Origin of the sequence: Paraburkholderia sp. XV, assembly GCF_020177535.1 — a bacterium.
Lineage (GTDB): Bacteria > Pseudomonadota > Gammaproteobacteria > Burkholderiales > Burkholderiaceae > Paraburkholderia > Paraburkholderia caribensis.
This window is the reverse complement of sequence record NZ_JAGUUD010000016.1, coordinates 40,888-56,988: the sequence shown is the minus strand read 5'-3', so window position 1 is coordinate 56,988 and position 16,101 is coordinate 40,888. Positions and strand designations below refer to the sequence as shown.

Here is a 16,101-nt window from a genome sequence, read left to right as displayed (position 1 = left end):
CGCGAAAGACATCGACGCGAGCCCTTGTGCTCGATGGCGATTCATCGGGGTGCACATCATGGACGTGGCGGATCTGAAGGTATTCGACGCTGTCGCTCGCCTCGGAAGCATGAGCCGCGCAGCGCTGGAGTTGCATACGGTGCAGTCGAATGTCACGGGACGAATCCGGTCTCTAGAAGGAGAAGTAGGCGTCGCGCTGTTCGAGCGGCATGTGCGAGGCGTGAGGATGACGCCCGCCGGGCAGCGCATGCTGCCCTACGCGGCGCGAGCGGCGCGGCTGGTCGCCGACGCGCGCCTTGCGGCACTCGACGACGGTCCGCCGTCCGGCACGCTCGCCATTGGTGCGCTGTGGACCACGGGTGCATTGCAGCTGAGCCGTGCGCTCAGCTGCTTCGCGAGCCTGTATCCGCAAGTCGGATTGTCGTTGACGACAGGCACGAGCGACGGGCTGACGGACGCTGTCGCCGGGTGCCGTCTGGATGGCGCATTCGTTGCAGGTCCACAGGACGATCCCGGCCTGGATGTCGAGACGGTCTTTCGCGAGGAACTCGTGCTCGTGACACCAGCGGCAATGCGCTCGTTGACCGAAGTGGGAAACGTTGGAAATCTGAAGACGATCGTATTCAGTCAGGGCTGTTCGTATCGCGAGCGACTCGATTTGCTGCTCGCCGAAATGGGGATACTGTCGGTCGCAGCGCTCGCATTCTGCTCGATCGACGCGATTCTTTCGTGCGTCGCGGCGGGCATCGGCATTACGTTGTTGCCGCGCGGCCTCGTGTCGAATGCGGCGCAGAGGAATCACGTCGCGGTCCACGCACTCGCGTCCGACACGGCGCGCATGGAGACGCTGTTCGTGCGGCGGCGCGACGCTTATCTGTCGAACGCGATGCGGGCGTTTCTCGATGTCGCGCGGTCCGAGGCGGGACCACTGCCTTGATTTCGTGTTTGCACTCTGAAGAATCTTGCTGCATTCAACCGGGAGCCGTTCATGATGGAAAGGGTTCGAATCCGCTCGTTGTTCGGCTTGTTGCTGACTGCCGCGATCAGCAGTGCGCCTGCTTCGGGCCAGACATGGCACGACAGCCGCCTGATACGCGGCTTTCTTTCAGCCCAAAACCAATAAGCAAAATATCGGTTTATCGTTGCGCGCCATTGCTGCTGCAATCGCTGCGCGCCAAGCGATAGCGTCTGAACGTCTCCAGTTTGACGTTGCCCTCGCTTTATTCCTTCACACAGCAACCCATGCGCGACCTTGCTTTGCGCTCGTCGCGGTTTGGGACAACAATGTAGCGTGTTGCCGTATCTGCATCGGTCAATCCGCGGTCTGAGAAAGGATTCCTCAATCGTTAATAAGGAGGCGAAATGGTCTCAGGACCGAGTTCGACTTCAATCACGAGAAATGGCGAAGGCAAGTCGTCAGTCGTGTATGTTATCGACGACGATGAATCGATCCGGTTTGTATTGAATGGGCTGGTGCGATCGGTAGGTCTGCATGTGGAGACATTCGAGTCACCCAAAGATTTTCTCGCGTTTCCGAAGTACGACGCACCCAGTTGCCTGATTCTCGACGTCCGGTTGCGAGGCGAGAGCGGTCTTGCGTTTCAGCAGGAGGCGCATCGCTGCGGCGTACGCATGCCGATCCTGTTCATCACGGCGCATGGCGACATCGAGATGACGGTCAAGGCGATGAAGGCGGGCGCGCTGGATTTCTTCGCCAAGCCATTCCGCGATCAGGACATGCTCGACGCGATCGCTCACGCGCTCAAGCGCGACGCCGAACGCCGCGAATCGGAACAGGCATTGGCGACGCTGCAGGAGTCGTATGAATCGCTGACGCAACGCGAGCGCGAGGTGATGAAGTTCGTGGTGGCCGGTATGTTGAACAAGCAGATTGCCTATGAACTGCATCTGAGCGAAATCACCGTGAAGATCCATCGTGGCCAGGTGATGAAAAAAATGGTGTCGCGCTCGCTTCCCGATCTCGTTCGGAAAGCGGAGGCGCTTGGCATCGATCAACGGCAGCCGAGTTCGAACTGATTCGCGTCGCACCTTGCGCCGCTCGCGCTCGTTGTGCCAACACCTATTTCCATCTGTTCAAAAGACAGTTTCATCTGTGTCGTCAAATTCGCGCCTGCAAGTGCCGCAAACGGGGCAATAATTTGCACTCCGTTGAAATGAAGCCTGTATGGCATTTGAAGAGGTTGGAAAAGAATGAGACTGTCTCTATTCGCGAGAACCGGGGCGCCGCTTCGTAGCGGGCGCAGCCGATGTGCGCCCGCTTGTGCAACGATCGCCGGCCGCTTCCGTTGTATTCCTTTGATTCGTGCTGGAGGTTGATATGAAATTGACTTTATCGTTCGCGTTAGTGTGCGGCTTGTCGATCACGTGTATGCCGGTACATTCGCAACAGCCGCCTCAGCCTCAGCCCGGATATCACTACACATTGCCGACCAGTCTTGCCGTCGAGGCAGCGCAAGAAGCGATTCGCGTATGTGAAGCGAAGCAGTACTGGGTGACGGCCACGGTGGTCGATATGGACGGTGTGCCGCAAGTCGTCATACGCGGCGATCACGCGACGGTGCACACGGGTGAGTCGAGTTTCAGAAAAGCATTTACGGTCGTCACGCTGGGGCCCGAATTCGGCTTCGACCGTTCGAGCGGATTCTTCGAACTGGTCAAAACGAGTCCTTACGCGCCGCAACTCGCGACGGTTCACAACGTGATCGCGCTGCCGGGCGCCGTGGCGTTCAAGGCGGGCGGCGAGATGGTGGGTGCGCTGGGAATCGGCGGAGCGCCGGGCGGGGATAAGGATGAAGTGTGTGCGGCTGCGGGTGTCGCCAAAGTGGCGAACCGGCTGCCGCACTGATTGCCATTGCGCGTGACCTGATGAGATAGCGAAGCGGGTGCTTCGCTATCTGTCGTCATGCAGCGGCGAGGCCGCCATCAACAAGATAGATAGCCGCCGAAAACGTGACGATCGACAGCACCGTACTGATGAGAATCGACGTTGCGGCTTCGCTCTGATAGGCGCCCGCCTCGTTGGCGAACATGGCGGGAATGGTCGCGGACGGCAGCGCGCAAAGCAGGATCATCTGTTGCGCGTAGAGTCCGTGAACGCCGAGCAGGACCGTCGCCGCGAACATCAACAGCGGGTGAATCAACAGCTTGAGCCCGAGATTGGCCCAGACTTCGCCGGACAGTTTCAGCTTGACCGACGACATGATCAGCCCAAGGCAAAGCAGCGAAACGCCTGGCGTAGCCTTGCCGAGCAGATTGAAGGCTTCGGCGAGCACGGGCGGAAACTTGATCTGCAACAGCGAGCAGACGATGCCAAGCGCCGGCGCCCACATCAACGGACGGCGCACCGCGCTCTTGATACTCGCCAGAAACGCCTGCGTGCCGCTTCCTTCTCCGCTCGCAACGGTCAGCAGCATGGTCGTCAACGGAATCATCACCAGGCTCGCGATCAGATTCAGAACGAGCACCGAATAGATGCTGCCGGGACCGAACATCGCCTGCAGGATTGGAATGCCCATGAATGCGGCATCCGGGTAGCCATTCACGAAACCTTTGAGCGTCGCTGCCTTCAGTTCGCGGTAGCGCCACCAGCCGAGCAGCAGCGCGACCGTGTACATCCCCATGATGCCGATGAACGTTGCAAGAATCAGTTTGAAGTCGAACAGCTGCGAGCGCGGCGTGCTCGCCATGCCGACCAGCAGCAGCGCCGGGAAAATCCAGCCGAGCACCAGCCTGCTGATGAGCAGACTGTCCGAATGATTCAGCCGTTTGCGCTTGCCGGCGATAAAGCCGAGCACGATCACGAACGCAACGGGTAAAAGCGGACCAACAATCCTGTCTAACATCTCCTGACTCCAAGTTTTGTTATGCGATGCCGTAGCGGTTCGTTCAAAGGTCGATGCGATAGTCGCGAATCACATCGGGGTTCGGCTCGATGCCGAGGCCGGGGCCTTGCGGCACGTCGATGCGGCCATTGCGCGGAATGATGGCGTCGCCATAGAGCTGCGCTTCGAGATCGAAGTAGCGCCATTCGATCAGCGACTTCGGGCCGCCCAGGGCCGCGCTGGCGTGCACGCTCGCGAGCAGGCCAGGGCCGTCGTAGAAGGTGTGAACCATCACGGTCACGTTGTGCGCATTCGCCAACGCAAAGACCTTTTGCAGTTCGGTGATGCCGCCCATCTTCGCGGGGCTGGGCTGGATGAAATCGACGGCACCGGCTTCGAGCAGATGCCGGAAGTCCATCAGCGTCGACGCGTTTTCGCCCGCTGCGACAGGAATGCCGCCTTGCTTGCGCACCGTGGCGAGACCCGCGTAGTTTTCAGGCGGCCACACGGGCTCTTCTATCCAGCGCAGATTGAACGGGCGGAATTGCGCGGTCATGTCGAGCGCTTCGCGGACCGTCCACGGGCAATTGACGTCGAGCGTGATCTCGATGTCGGTGCCCGCCGCTTCGCGTGCGGCGCGCACGGTTTCGACCGTGACTTCATGAAGCTTCAGATGCCGGTAGCCGCTTTCCACCGCGCGCCGCACGTTGCGCGCGACCAGTTCCGGGTCGGCGTAACGGATCAGGCTCGCATAGCACGCCAGCGACGTCGCCTCGGCGCCGCCCAGCAGTTGATGAACCGGCTGGTTTGCAACCTTGCCCGCGATGTCCCACAGCGCGATATCGATTGCCGACAGGCCATAGATGAACGCGCCGCTGCGGCCGAATACGTGGAATTTCTTCTGCAACTCGACTATCGACTTCTCGCGCAACGCGACGTCGCGGCCGATCAGCTCAGGCGCAAGCATCCCGTCGATGACGCGCTTCACGGCCGGAATCGCCGTGAAGCCGAAGGTTTCGCCCCAGCCGACCGTGCCGTCGTCCGTGGTGACCTTGACGACGAGGGAGTCGACCACTTGCAGGTCTTTGGGACCCCACACGCCGCCCGCAGACGGTCCGCCCGTCGTAAAGGGAATGCGCAGGGGAAGGGTTTCGATGCTGGCAATTTTCATCTGGACGTACCTCGATCGGGTTGCGGGGCGGGCCGGCGAAAGCCCGCCGTATGTTTTGCATGGTATGAGACATCCTGTTGTCCTTCAAGTGAACAAGTTGTTCCTTTTGCGCAAATCACTTGAGCGCGGCATGCAACATAGGGCGTGATGACAAGGCTGTGGGCGTATCGACGGGTAAAGCTCCGCGCGCGGCCAAGGGCGGCGTTTGCGTCCAGATGTAGAATATGAAGACAAGGAACAGCCCTACACGACCATGAGCGAACTCAACGTGCGGCGCGTCGAACGGCGGCCCCATCTCGCGGAACACATCACACGCTCGCTGAGCGACGAGATCGCATCCGGGCGGCTAAAGCCCGGCGACCGTCTGCCTACCGAGCACTTTCTTTCCGAGAACTTCGGCGTCAGCCGCAACGTGGTTCGCGAGGCGATTGCGAGCCTGCGCGCGCAAGGCCTGATCGAGTCGCGCCAGGGAATCGGTGCATTCGTCGCGGCGGCGCGCCAGCCGTCCGAACCGCTGCAGCCGGTGAGTTCGCAACTGCTGGAAGGCGACGATACGATCCGCAACATGTTCGAAGTGCGGGCCGTGCTGGAGAGTCAGGCCGCCGCGCTCGCCGCCGTGCACATGACGCCGCGCAGGCTGAAACCGATTCAGGCAGCCGTCGAACGGATGCGTTACGAAGGCGCGCCGACGTCGGACACCGTCAACGCGGATCTCGACTTCCATCGCGCGGTGGCGTCCGCGTCGGGCAACGACTACCTCGCCGCGATGATCCGCATCGTGCTCGAACCGATGCGCCCGCTGATCGCGGCCAACTTCGCGCGGCAAGGGCCGATGTTCGGCAAGATCCCCAATACGGCGCGCGCGGAGCACGAGACGCTGATTCAGGCGTTCATCGACAAGGATGCCGCTGCTGCGCGCGAACTCATGGGGCGGCATATCGTCAGCGCCGCATCGCGTTTCGGCTACGACATTGCGTTTTTCTGAGCCTGCGGACTTACACCGTGTAAAGAGTGATGTGAGTCGTACGCCGTTCATGTCTTCGCGCGTCGAACGTATAGTCGGCCCGAGCGTCGGCGATGCGTCGCCGACTGATACGCGCGGTCCGCCGGGCCGCGCCCGATCAGATGAGAATGGAACAGCGTATGAAACTGATATTTGTCGGCGACCCGATGTGCTCGTGGTGCTATGGCTTCGGCAAGGAAATGAGCGCGATTGCGCAAAGCATGCCGGATCTCGACGTGCAGGTGGTCGTGGGCGGCATGGCGGCGGGATCGACCCAGGTGCTCGACGACGCGGCGAAACAGTTCAGGCTCACGCATTGGGCGCGCGTCGAGCAGATGAGCGGCGCGGAGTTCAACCGCGAAGCGCTGATGGCGCGCAAGGACTTTGTCTACGATACGGAGCCGGTTTGCCGCGCTGTCGTGGCGGCGCGGATGGTCGCGCCCGGCGTCGATCTGCTGAAGGTGTTCCGTGCGTTTCAACGCGCGTTTTACGTCGACGGACTCGATACGACGGATGGCGACGTGCTCGCCGAAATCGGCGCGAAGGCGATCGCCGAGCAGGACATCGCCGTGACGGCCGATGCGTTCTTCGAAGTGTTCAGCTCGGACGAGGCAATCGATGCCGCGCAGCAGGATTTCGCTCTGACGCGCCGCCTGGGCGTGCAAGGCTTTCCGTCGTTGTTCGTCGAGGTGGACGGGAAGATTGGCCGGCTCACTTCGGGCTATGCAACGGCCGGGCAGGTCACCCGCGCGCTCGAGTCACTGGCCGCATAGCAGCGGCGTCTATCTAAAGCACGTAGAGCCACGCCAGCAGCGTCACGATCGAAAACAGCGTCGTCGTCGAAATGGCGGCGCCTGTCGATGTCTTTTCGACGTCGTACTCGACCGCAAGCACGTAGGCGCTCTTGGCCGTCGGCACGGCGGCGCAGATCACTGCCGCGAGGGTCGTCGTTCTGTTCAGCCCGACCGCTACGCACAGGCCATACACGACGAGCGGCATCGCAATCAGCTTGAGTGCCGCGAGCAACGCGTAGCGGCCCGGATGGCCGCGCAGTTCGTCGATCGACAGGTCGAGGCCGATGGCGAACAGCGCGCAAGGCGTCAACGCTTCACCGAGGATGCCGAGGTAGGTGACGGCGGGCGCGGGCAGCGTGAGCCCGCTGACCGACCACAGCAAGCCGAGGATCGTCGCGAGAATCACCGGGTTCGTACCGATCTGCTTGGCGAGCGCGCTGCCGCGCATCTTGTGCGAACCGCTTTGCTGATCGACTTCGAGCAGCACGACGAGGGCGGGAAACATGATTGCGCCCACAAACACCGTCGCGACGGCTGCGGCGAGCACGCCATGCTGACCTTGCAGCGCTCTGAGAATGGGCAGCGCGACGAAGCCCGTGTTGGTCATCGAAACGATTGCGCCGAGCATGGCGCTTTTGCCGAGGCTCGCGTGCAACACGATGCGTGCGACGACGAGCGCGGCGGCGAAGCAGATCAGCGAGCCCGCGCCGAACGCGGCGAGGAAGCGCCACTCCAGCAGCGATTCGAGCGGCTCTTTGGCGACGGTCAGGAAGACGAGCGCCGGCATCGCGACGTAGTAGGCGAACTGCATCAGCGGCCCCGCGACCGTGTGCGGCAGATAGCCCGATATGCGGGCCACCCAGCCCGTCAGGATGATCGCGAAGATCGGCAATATCAGACTTGCGATGTGCATGATGGCGCTCCGCCTGTGTAGATGGGACGTCCGGATGCAGTTGTGTGTGCAAGATTTCGCGGGTGATGTGCCGGGCCGATCCTAACCTTTAGACCAAAGAGTAGCAACGCGGCGAGCAGCACGAGCAGCATGACGCCTGCGGACATGGTTCGCTCCCCGTGATCTGACACGAGGATATCTATCTTGTGACGACCCGGCAAACCGGATAAATTGGCCATTCGCGCTAAATAAACTAACCCGAATGAAACGAGCCTTGCCTCCGCTCAATGCGTTGCGCGCTTTCGAGGCTGCCGGCCGGTTGGGCAGCTTCAAGGACGCCGCCGCGGAATTGCACGTCACGCATGGCGCGGTGAGCCAGCAGGTGCGTCTGCTCGAAGCGTGGCTCGGCGCGCCGCTGTTCGAGCGGCACAACCGGCGCGTCGAGCTTACACCGGCCGCAAAGGCCTACCTCGATGAGATTGGCCCGATGTTCGAGCAGCTCGCGCAGGCCACCGCGAGATACGGCGTAGCGGGACGGGTGCCGCGCACGCTGACCGTCAATGGCGTGGCGAGCTTCACGCTGCGCTGGCTGGTGCCGCGGCTCGCGCGCTTTCGTGACGCGCATCCGGAAATCGACGTGACGCTGGAAACGTCGAACGAACCGCTGGAAAACCTGAAAGAGACTTACGACGTGATCATCCGCGGCGGCCCGGATACGTTTTACGGCTACACGATGCGGCCGTTCCTTTCCGAGGAAAGGATTCCCGTCTGCAGTCCGGCGCTGCTCGAACGCATCCCCCTTCGAACGTTCGACGATCTGCGTCAGCACACGCTCCTGCACACGTCGAGTCTGCCGCGCCTCTGGCCGAACTGGCTGACGAAGGTCGAGATGCCCGCACTCGTCCCCGCCGCCAACCTCACGTTCGATCACTTCTATCTCGCGCTGCAGGCTGCCGTCGATGGTATCGGCATTGCAATGGGGCCGACCGCGCTGATCGCCGACGACCTCGCCGCGGGCCGGCTCGTCATCCCGTTCGATCATCCGCGTTTGCCGTCGCGCAGCTATTGCATGTATGTGCCGGACGCGAAGTCTGCGGATGAACTGGTCATCACGTTTTGTGCATGGCTTGAACGGGAAGGCCGCGATTCTTCGGCATTTTCGAGGACGTGATCCAGATTTGCCGTATCACGGAGATGATGAGCGGCATTGCCGCCGACGCCGAAGAACAACGCACCGGGACCGAACAGGTGGATGCCGCGCTCGGCATGATGGATTCGATCCCGCAGCAGAACGCGGCGCTCGTCGAGCAGGCCAGCGCGGCCGCTCAACTGCTCGACGAACAGTCGCGCGACCTGACCCGGCAGGTCGCGGTGTTTCGGGTGGGCGGCGTGGTATGACGCGCGTTGCCCGCGCTCGACGGACTACACCGAGCGCCGGATAGCTTCCCCGAGCAACTCCAGACCCAGATCGATTTCTTCCTCGCGCACCGTCAACGGCGGCGCGATCCGGAACACGCCGCCCATGCCGGGCAACTGTACGATGTTCATGCTGAGCCCCAGATTCATGCACTCGCGGGTGATCTTCGCGCCGAGTCCGTCGGCAGGTTCTTTGGTGCGGCGGTCCTTGACGATCTCCATGCCCAGCAGCAAGCCGCGCCCGCGCACGTCGCCGATGCATTCGAAGCGCTCCATCAGATCGAGCAGCCCACGCCTGAGCCGGTCCCCCATCACATTGGCCCGCGCCACCAGCCCTTCGCGCTGAACCACGTCGAGCACGCGCAGACCGACTGCGGCAGGCAGCGGATCGGAGACGTGCGTCGTGTAGAACAGGTAGCCGAGTTCGTGCGCGCGCTCTTCGATTTGCGCGGACGTCACGATGGCCGCGAGCGGCAAACCGGCGCCGAGCGTCTTCGACAGCGTGAGGATGTCGGGTGTCACGCCGTCGCGCTGGCAGGCGAACATCGTGCCCGTGCGGCCCACGCCCGTTTGCGCCTCGTCGAGAATCAGCAGCATGCCGCGCTCTTCGCATTTGCGCTTGAGCGCCGCCATGTAGCCTTCGGGAAGCTCGATGATGCCGCCCGAACTGAGGATCGGCTCGGCGATGAAGGCCGCCAGATTGCCGCTCGACTGACGATCGATGAGATCGAACGCATAGTCCAGTTCGGCGAGGTAATCGTAATGACCGTCGCGCTCGAAACGCGGCCGGTACAGAAACGGCGCGGGGATGGCGAACGAGCCGACGGCAGCGGGACCGACGCCCTTGCGGCCCGCGCTATAGGTGGCGGACGCGGCGGCGCCCGTCATGCCGTGCCACGACTGCGCAAAGCCGACAATTTCGTATTTCCCGGTGACGAGCTTCGCCATCCGAATGGCCGCTTCGTTCGATTCCGCGCCCGTGCTGAGCAGCAGCGCGCGGTCGAGTCCGTCGGGCGTGATGTCGGCCAGCCGGGTGGCCAGATCGACGACCGGGCGCGAGAGCATGCCGCTGAACAGGTGGTCCAGTTTGCCGGCGTACTCGCTGATCACCGACACGATCTCGGGATGGCTGTGCCCCAACACCGCGCTCATCTGTCCCGACGTGAAATCGAGGATCGCGCGGCCGTCCGCGTCATAGACGAAGCTGCCCTGCGCGCGCTCGATGATCATCGGCTCGAACGTGCCGCCGTAGCGGATCAGGTGTTGCCGGGCGTTGTGCCAGAAGGCTGCGTCGTTATTGTTGGACACCGTGCTTCTCCTCGCCGAGGGTGGGAATAGCTTGCAGTCTAGGCGGCTCTCTGGTTTTATAGAATCGAATAGTTTTAATGTGAGATAGAAGAGGATCTAATATCTTGAGTCTTGCTCTGGAGATCGATTTGTTGCGGTCGTTTGCCGTGATCGCCGAGGTACGGGCGTTCAGCCGCGCCGCCGGACGGGTCGGCCGAACGCAGTCGGCGTTGAGCCAGCAGATGAAGCGGCTCGAAGAGATCGTCGATCAGCCGCTCTTTCAGCGTACCGGCCGGGGCGTGGTGCTGACGAATCCCGGCGAGCGTCTGCTGATTCACGCGCAACGTATCTTGCGGCTGCACGATGAAGCGATGGCCGATCTATCCGGCAAGGGGCTGTCGGGAACGATCCGCTTCGGTTGTCCGGACGACTATGCCGCTGTGTTCCTGCCGCCCTTGTTGCGGCAGTTTTCGAGCCAGCATCCGCAGGCGCTGGTCGAAGTCGTGTGCGGGCCGACGCCACGGCTGCTGGAGCGGCTTGAAAAGCGCGCGGTGGATCTCGCGATGATTTCGTTGCCCGAAGGGGGCGCGCACGACGACATCATTCGACGCGAGCAACTTGTCTGGATTGGTTATCCGGGGCTGGACACGGCGGATTTCGAACCGTTGCCGCTGGCGCTTTCCGACCCGGACACGCTTGATCACATCGCGGCCCGCGACGCGCTGCAACGCGCGGGCAGGTCCTACCGCATCGCGTATGCGAGCAGCAGTCTGGCGGGTCTCATCGCGCTGGTTCGCTCGGGGCAGGCGTTCGCCGTCATGACGCAGACGGCGGTGCCCGCCGATCTGAGCGTGCTCAATGCCGATGCCGGGCTTCCGGCGTTGCCTGCTATCGGTGTTTCGCTGAAGTTCGCGAGGGCGCGTCCGTCGCTGTTGACGGCAGCGTTTGCGGAGCACATCCGCCTGATGCTGCCGGTGCTGTGATGGGCGGCGCGCTGTCGTTCAACCGTCCGCCTGTTTCTTGTCATCCATTCGCTTGAGCGTTGTCGTGTACTGCTCATAACCGGGTTTTGGAGTCGCCTTTCCGTTTTCATCGAGGTTGACGGGATCGATTCCCGTCAGATGCGAAGCGACACGCGTATGTCCATTTTCTGTGACGTTGTAGAGCAGATGGCCGCTGTCTTCCACAGGTTCGCTATCGCCTTTCTTCATGTTGTAGAACCGATAAGGATGATTGGTCCGGTACGTCAGGTTCTCGACTGGCCCTTCCTTGACCGGCTTGCCGGGCTTGCTGGGCGGATTGTGGTCGGTGGCGACGAGCCGATGATCCACGCCGTCGATCTTGCCTGACGGCCACGTTTTGAAGTGGCCGGTTTCGTTTCGAAACTTCAATTCGTCGCGCAGTGTGTTTCTGTCCTCGCTGGAAAGCACCACCACGGTGCTGTTTGTCAGACGGGAGTTGCCGGTGAGCCGCTGCCTGGCGTTGGTCTTCGCTTCTTCGTCGCTCGCGGCGAGATGCCGCTTCTCGAAGTCTTCGCTGACGAAGTCGCTCAACGACGTGTGGCTCTCGAAATATCGGCCTGTCGGCGAGCGCGCGCGCGAATCCGATGTCGAGAAACTCGCGTGGCGAAACGATGCGGGACTGCCCACGTCCGACTCGTCGCCGGACGCTTCGGTGTCGCCCGACGACGAACCCTCGGACGAGATCGAACTGCTGCTGCCTCTTCGCGCGAGCAACGGACTGAATTGCGACGGCGCAGCGGACCGTCGCGTTTGATTGTCGAGTGTCGCTTTATCGTCCTTCGTGCCGGTATGCGTGGCGGGCAGCGATGCGTGTTGTCCCGTTCCTGTCACTCGACTCTTGAACATGCCGACCTCTCTTTCCAAAGTAACAGCGACGTGCTGCCCTGGATCGGATAGTCGTCGATTCGAAGCGATGACAGGCGCGCCGACGCGAACGGCAGCAGCATGGCGCGAAGCAGGCGCCGCTTTGCGGGTGCTGGCGGTCGGCCTAAACTAGCCTCTCGCCGCCCGTTCCCGCCACCATGCACGCTCGCAACGACCACGACCACGACGCGCACCCGCCGGCCGAAGCGGTCGATGACCCGTTGCGAGACCCAGCTCTGCTGCGCCGCCTGCTGCGCGCCAAAGACCGCATGGATGCAGCCTCGCACGAGGCCTGGCCCGTCGAGCGCCTTGCCGGGATCGGCGGTGTTTCCACGGCCCATTTCGCGCGCTGCTTCAAACGAGCCTTCGGCGTTCCGCCGCATCGATACCTGCTGACCCGGCGCATCGAGCAAGCTACGACACTGCTTCGCGACACCGGGCTCACCATCACGGAAATTGCCTTCGCCACCGGCTGGGAGAGCCTCGGCACGTTTGGCCGCACGTTTCGCGACGTGACGGGCCGAAGCCCCGGCGCGATGCGCGTCGAGGCGCGTGCCAACGGGCGCCAGCTTGCCCATGTGCCGGCGTGCATTCTGAAGGCCGCGCAGCGGCCGGACCTCACTACAGCAGTTTTGGAGAAGCGCCGACGCAAGGCGAAAGGTACATTTCGACCACCTATCGAGGAGATGTCGAAATGAACCAGGGAATCAACGTAGTGGGCCTGTATGTCGACGATCAGGACGAAGCGCTCGCGTTCTATGTCGACAAGCTCGGATTTCGCATCCATACGGACGTGCGCAACGGCGCGTATCGGTGGCTCACGGTGCAGCATCCGGAACAGCCTTCGTTCCAGCTCGGCCTGTTTACGCCCGGCCCGCCCGTGCATGACGAGGCCACGGCTCAAACGCTGCGCGCCATGATTGCGAAGGGCGCCATGCCGCCCCTTGTGCTTGCGGTGGCTGACTGCCGCGCGAGCTATGCGCAACTGAAGGCACGGGGCGTCGAGTTCATCCAGGAGCCGGTGGAGCGCTTCGGCAGCGTCGATGCCGGTTTCCGCGACCCCGCCGGCAACGGCTGGAAAATGATCCAGGCCCCCGCGACCTAACGAGATCAAACGCGCCAGGCCGACACCCGACGCGGCGCGCTCACCACTACCCATCCTCCTACCGGCAACCTTGCCGCGCGGCGCTCGCTGAAGCGTCCCGGTCAGCGGCCGGCCGTTGTTTCGACGCGGCCGGCGGCGCCATCCCAATGATCGGCTGACATGTCGCCGCCTGTGGCAAAAAGGTGCGACCGCAACCATCGCCCGATGGGGGCGCTGCGGACCTTTCCGTCAGTTCGCATCGAGCAATGTCCGCAGGGAAATCGGATTTTTAGCCGACGCGCATACCCAACAATTTTCCAACACAACTTTACAAATGCGAAACGGCAGGCCAAAATGCGTCGCGAATAATAATCATTCGCATTTATGAGGCTGGCAAGAGGAAAATGAAAACGGGAAAGATCAATTCGACTGTACTGCGGCCCCTTACGATCGCCGTTCTGCTTGCGTTCGCGACCCATCACGCAGGGGCGCAGTCCACGGACACGCCGCCTGTGCCCAAACCGGCGGACAGCCAGGCAGAAGCCACGCTCCCGGCCGTCAGCGTGAGCGCACAGAACGACCAGGACCAGCCGTATGGGCCGACACACGGCTACGTCGCGGAATGGAACTCGAGCGCAACGAAGTCCGGCACGCCGATTCTGGAGACGCCGCAGTCCGTGTCGGTGATCACCCGCGATCAGATCGACCAGCAGAATGCGCAGACGCTGAACGCCGTCGTGCGTTACACCTCGGGCGTGACGCCGGAGACGCGCGGCGGCATCGCGACGCGCTACGACATGCTGAAAGTGCGCGGCTTCGACGCCGACACGTACTGGAACGGCCTGAAGCTGATCGGCAACAACTGGTACGCCGTGCCGCAGCTCGACCCGTACATGATGGAGCGCGTCGAAGTCGTGAAGGGGCCGGTCTCGGTGCTGTACGGCCAGGCGGCGGCGGGCGGCCTGCTGGATATGGAGAGCAAGATGCCGACCGTGCAGCCGCTGCACGAAGTCGGCGTCGAATTCGGCAACTATGGCCATGTGCAGGGTAAATTCGATCTCTCCGGCCCGATTGCCGGCGACGACCGCTATCTGTTTCGCGTGACGGGGATCGCGCGCAAGGAAGACGGCCAGGTCAACATGACGAAGAACGAGCGCATCGCGTTTGCGCCGACGTTCACGTGGCACCCGGACAACGCGACGTCGTTGACGCTGTTCGGCCTCTATCAGCACGATCCGCGCAGCACGTCGTACGGCAGCGTGCCGCCGCAAGGCACGGTGCTGTTCAACCCGAACGGCAAGCTGCCGGGCAACTTCTACGACGGCGACCCGAACTTCGAGAGTTTCAATCGCGTGCAGGAGTCGATCGGCTACAAGTTCGACCGGCGTCTGACGGACAAATGGTCGTTCCGCTCGAACGCCCGCTTCCTGCATCTCGCGCAGGACTACAAGAGCGTCTATGGCTCCGCGCTCGAAGACGATCTGCGCACGCTCGACCGCGGGACGGCGGCATCGCTGGATAATCTGAACACCTTCGCGATCGACAACCAGGTGGAAGGCAATTTCTCCACGGGGCCGATCGACCATACGCTGCTGGTCGGTTTCGATTACCAGCACTACGCGAGCAACTTCGACGCCGGCTTCGGCACGGCGCCGTCGATCGACCTGTTCGCGCCCACGTATTACCAGACGATCACGGCGCCCGACCGCTACCATCAGATCCTCAGCGGCACGCAGTACGGCGTGTACGCACAGGATCAGGCGCGTCTGGGCAACGTCATCCTCACGCTGGGCGGACGCGAGGACTGGGCCAGCAGCGACACGCGCAACACGACCTACGATACCGCGTCACACCAGTTCGATCGCGCGTTCACGGGCCGCGCCGGCCTGACGTATGTGTTCAACAACGGCATCGCGCCGTATGTCAGCTACACGCAGTCGTTCACGCCGCAGGCGGGCACCGACATCAACGGCAAGGCGTTCGATCCCGAGCGCGGCCATCAGTATGAAGTCGGCGTGAAGTTCCAGCCGAAGGGCTACAACGCGATGTTCACGGCAGCGCTATTCAGCCTGACGCGCTCGAATCTGCTGACGACGGACGCGGCGAACCCGAACTTCCAGTCGCAAGCGGGCGAGGCGCGCTCGCGCGGCGTCGAGCTCGAAGGGAAGGTCAGCCTGACCAACTCGTTGGACGTCACGGCGAGCTACACATACCTGAACACCGTCTACACGAAGGACAACAGCGGGCTCGAAGGCAAGCATCTGGCTGCCATCCCGCAGAATCAGGCCTCGTTGTGGGCGTACTACACGATCGACCGGGGTCCGCTTGCCGGTCTGTCGCTGGGTGCGGGCGGCCGCTACACGGGCACGACCTACAGCAGCGACAACAGTTTCAAGGTGCAGAGCTTCTTCCTCGTCGACGCCACGGCGCGCTACGATCTCGGCCGTGCTGCTTCGCAGTTGAAGGGTGCCGAAATCTACGTGAACGCGCAGAACCTGTTCAACAAGGAATATGTCGCGTCGTGCTACTACGGAAGCTGGTGCGCGTTCGGTTATGGACGCCAGGTTTTTGCGGGCATGAATTACCACTGGTAAGCATGCGTCGAACCCGCTCGCGAAGCAGTGGCGCACGCCGCCGTTCCGCGAGCGAGAAGAGCACGAAGAGGGAGAAGCCGCTTACTGAAAGCCTGCCACGTCGTACGGCACATAGGGCGTTCGTCAACCAGT

Annotated in this window: 16 protein-coding genes; 11 read left to right on the top strand and 5 right to left on the bottom strand. The window is 62.5% G+C overall.

Annotated elements, in window-relative coordinates; translation table 11 throughout:
• The first annotated feature begins 58 nt into the window (after positions 1 to 58).
• The 3 genes from KFO72_RS11400 to KFO72_RS11390 all read left to right on the top strand — a co-directional run bounded on the left by KFO72_RS11400 (position 59) and on the right by KFO72_RS11390 (position 2,866).
• Positions 59 to 937, top strand: a complete 879-nt coding sequence (locus tag KFO72_RS11400; protein WP_225032111.1) for a LysR family transcriptional regulator — start codon at positions 59 to 61, stop codon at positions 935 to 937.
• 425 nt (positions 938 to 1,362) lie between these two features.
• The gene (locus tag KFO72_RS11395; RefSeq protein ID WP_225032110.1) at positions 1,363 to 2,037 is read left to right on the top strand and encodes a response regulator transcription factor; all 675 of its coding nucleotides are present in this window, start codon (positions 1,363 to 1,365) and stop codon (positions 2,035 to 2,037) included.
• 301 nt (positions 2,038 to 2,338) lie between these two features.
• Positions 2,339 to 2,866, top strand: a complete 528-nt coding sequence (locus KFO72_RS11390; RefSeq protein ID WP_060609164.1) for a GlcG/HbpS family heme-binding protein — start codon at positions 2,339 to 2,341, stop codon at positions 2,864 to 2,866.
• Between the two features lie 55 nt (positions 2,867 to 2,921).
• On the opposite strand, the gene KFO72_RS11385 is transcribed toward KFO72_RS11390, so the two are convergent.
• The gene (locus tag KFO72_RS11385) at positions 2,922 to 3,863 is read right to left on the bottom strand and encodes an AEC family transporter (protein ID WP_054931195.1); all 942 of its coding nucleotides are present in this window, start codon (positions 3,861 to 3,863) and stop codon (positions 2,922 to 2,924) included.
• Between the two features lie 43 nt (positions 3,864 to 3,906).
• Positions 3,907 to 5,013, bottom strand: a complete 1,107-nt coding sequence (locus tag KFO72_RS11380) for a mandelate racemase/muconate lactonizing enzyme family protein (RefSeq protein ID WP_225032109.1) — start codon at positions 5,011 to 5,013, stop codon at positions 3,907 to 3,909.
• 253 nt (positions 5,014 to 5,266) lie between these two features.
• Between KFO72_RS11380 and KFO72_RS11375 the strand changes: the two genes are divergently transcribed.
• Both KFO72_RS11375 and KFO72_RS11370 read left to right on the top strand, forming a co-directional pair.
• On the top strand, positions 5,267 to 5,998 hold the full coding sequence (locus KFO72_RS11375; RefSeq protein ID WP_054931193.1) for a FadR/GntR family transcriptional regulator: 732 nt from the start codon (positions 5,267 to 5,269) through the stop codon (positions 5,996 to 5,998).
• Between the two features lie 158 nt (positions 5,999 to 6,156).
• Positions 6,157 to 6,789: a DsbA family protein gene (locus tag KFO72_RS11370; protein WP_054931233.1), complete on the top strand. Its 633-nt coding sequence runs from the start codon at positions 6,157 to 6,159 to the stop codon at positions 6,787 to 6,789.
• Between the two features lie 13 nt (positions 6,790 to 6,802).
• Here KFO72_RS11370 and KFO72_RS11365 read toward each other — a convergent pair whose 3' ends face one another.
• Entirely contained in the window at positions 6,803 to 7,723 is a 921-nt protein-coding gene (locus KFO72_RS11365) for an AEC family transporter (protein ID WP_062918667.1), read from the bottom strand.
• 241 nt (positions 7,724 to 7,964) lie between these two features.
• Between KFO72_RS11365 and gcvA the strand changes: the two genes are divergently transcribed.
• Both gcvA and KFO72_RS11355 read left to right on the top strand, forming a co-directional pair.
• Positions 7,965 to 8,873 (top strand): transcriptional regulator GcvA, encoded by a 909-nt coding sequence (gene gcvA / locus KFO72_RS11360; protein WP_225032108.1) that lies wholly within the window; start codon positions 7,965 to 7,967, stop codon positions 8,871 to 8,873.
• A gap of 23 nt (positions 8,874 to 8,896) precedes the next feature.
• Positions 8,897 to 9,100 carry a hypothetical protein gene (locus KFO72_RS11355; protein ID WP_225032107.1) on the top strand — a complete coding sequence of 68 codons (204 nt, stop codon included), beginning with the start codon at positions 8,897 to 8,899 and terminating at the stop codon, positions 9,098 to 9,100.
• 24 nt (positions 9,101 to 9,124) lie between these two features.
• Here the strand turns inward: KFO72_RS11355 and KFO72_RS11350 are convergent, their stop codons facing one another.
• Positions 9,125 to 10,426, bottom strand: coding sequence for an aspartate aminotransferase family protein (locus KFO72_RS11350; RefSeq protein ID WP_054931189.1), 1,302 nt, complete (start codon positions 10,424 to 10,426; stop codon positions 9,125 to 9,127).
• Positions 10,427 to 10,530: 104 nt separating this feature from the next.
• Between KFO72_RS11350 and KFO72_RS11345 the strand changes: the two genes are divergently transcribed.
• Positions 10,531 to 11,388, top strand: coding sequence for a LysR substrate-binding domain-containing protein (locus KFO72_RS11345; RefSeq protein ID WP_225032106.1), 858 nt, complete (start codon positions 10,531 to 10,533; stop codon positions 11,386 to 11,388).
• Between the two features lie 18 nt (positions 11,389 to 11,406).
• Here KFO72_RS11345 and KFO72_RS11340 read toward each other — a convergent pair whose 3' ends face one another.
• Positions 11,407 to 12,273, bottom strand: coding sequence for a hypothetical protein (locus tag KFO72_RS11340; RefSeq protein WP_225032105.1), 867 nt, complete (start codon positions 12,271 to 12,273; stop codon positions 11,407 to 11,409).
• Between the two features lie 176 nt (positions 12,274 to 12,449).
• On the opposite strand from KFO72_RS11340, the gene KFO72_RS11335 reads away from it, so the two are divergent.
• The 3 genes from KFO72_RS11335 (at position 12,450) to KFO72_RS11325 (ending at position 15,969) form a co-directional block, all read left to right on the top strand.
• A complete protein-coding gene (locus KFO72_RS11335; RefSeq protein WP_225032104.1) occupies positions 12,450 to 12,989 on the top strand; it encodes a helix-turn-helix transcriptional regulator in 540 nt (179 codons plus the stop codon).
• Positions 12,986 to 13,396 carry a VOC family protein gene (locus KFO72_RS11330; RefSeq protein WP_054931184.1) on the top strand — a complete coding sequence of 137 codons (411 nt, stop codon included), beginning with the start codon at positions 12,986 to 12,988 and terminating at the stop codon, positions 13,394 to 13,396. The genes KFO72_RS11335 and KFO72_RS11330 overlap by 4 nt, the downstream gene beginning before the upstream one ends.
• Before the next feature lie 383 nt (positions 13,397 to 13,779).
• Positions 13,780 to 15,969 carry a TonB-dependent siderophore receptor gene (locus tag KFO72_RS11325; RefSeq protein WP_225032103.1) on the top strand — a complete coding sequence of 730 codons (2,190 nt, stop codon included), beginning with the start codon at positions 13,780 to 13,782 and terminating at the stop codon, positions 15,967 to 15,969.
• The last annotated feature ends 132 nt before the right edge of the window (positions 15,970 to 16,101 follow it).

Coding starts and splice junctions, on each gene's coding strand:
- KFO72_RS11400 (WP_225032111.1), top strand. CDS start 59: ATGGACGTGGCGGATCTGAAGGTATTCGACGCTGTCGCTCGCCTCGGA.
- KFO72_RS11395 (WP_225032110.1), top strand. CDS start 1,363: ATGGTCTCAGGACCGAGTTCGACTTCAATCACGAGAAATGGCGAAGGC.
- KFO72_RS11390 (WP_060609164.1), top strand. CDS start 2,339: ATGAAATTGACTTTATCGTTCGCGTTAGTGTGCGGCTTGTCGATCACG.
- KFO72_RS11385 (WP_054931195.1), bottom strand. CDS start 3,863: ATGTTAGACAGGATTGTTGGTCCGCTTTTACCCGTTGCGTTCGTGATC.
- KFO72_RS11380 (WP_225032109.1), bottom strand. CDS start 5,013: ATGAAAATTGCCAGCATCGAAACCCTTCCCCTGCGCATTCCCTTTACG.
- KFO72_RS11375 (WP_054931193.1), top strand. CDS start 5,267: ATGAGCGAACTCAACGTGCGGCGCGTCGAACGGCGGCCCCATCTCGCG.
- KFO72_RS11370 (WP_054931233.1), top strand. CDS start 6,157: ATGAAACTGATATTTGTCGGCGACCCGATGTGCTCGTGGTGCTATGGC.
- KFO72_RS11365 (WP_062918667.1), bottom strand. CDS start 7,723: ATGCACATCGCAAGTCTGATATTGCCGATCTTCGCGATCATCCTGACG.
- gcvA (WP_225032108.1), top strand. CDS start 7,965: ATGAAACGAGCCTTGCCTCCGCTCAATGCGTTGCGCGCTTTCGAGGCT.
- KFO72_RS11355 (WP_225032107.1), top strand. CDS start 8,897: ATGATGAGCGGCATTGCCGCCGACGCCGAAGAACAACGCACCGGGACC.
- KFO72_RS11340 (WP_225032105.1), bottom strand. CDS start 12,273: ATGTTCAAGAGTCGAGTGACAGGAACGGGACAACACGCATCGCTGCCC.
- KFO72_RS11335 (WP_225032104.1), top strand. CDS start 12,450: ATGCACGCTCGCAACGACCACGACCACGACGCGCACCCGCCGGCCGAA.
- KFO72_RS11330 (WP_054931184.1), top strand. CDS start 12,986: ATGAACCAGGGAATCAACGTAGTGGGCCTGTATGTCGACGATCAGGAC.
- KFO72_RS11325 (WP_225032103.1), top strand. CDS start 13,780: ATGAAAACGGGAAAGATCAATTCGACTGTACTGCGGCCCCTTACGATC.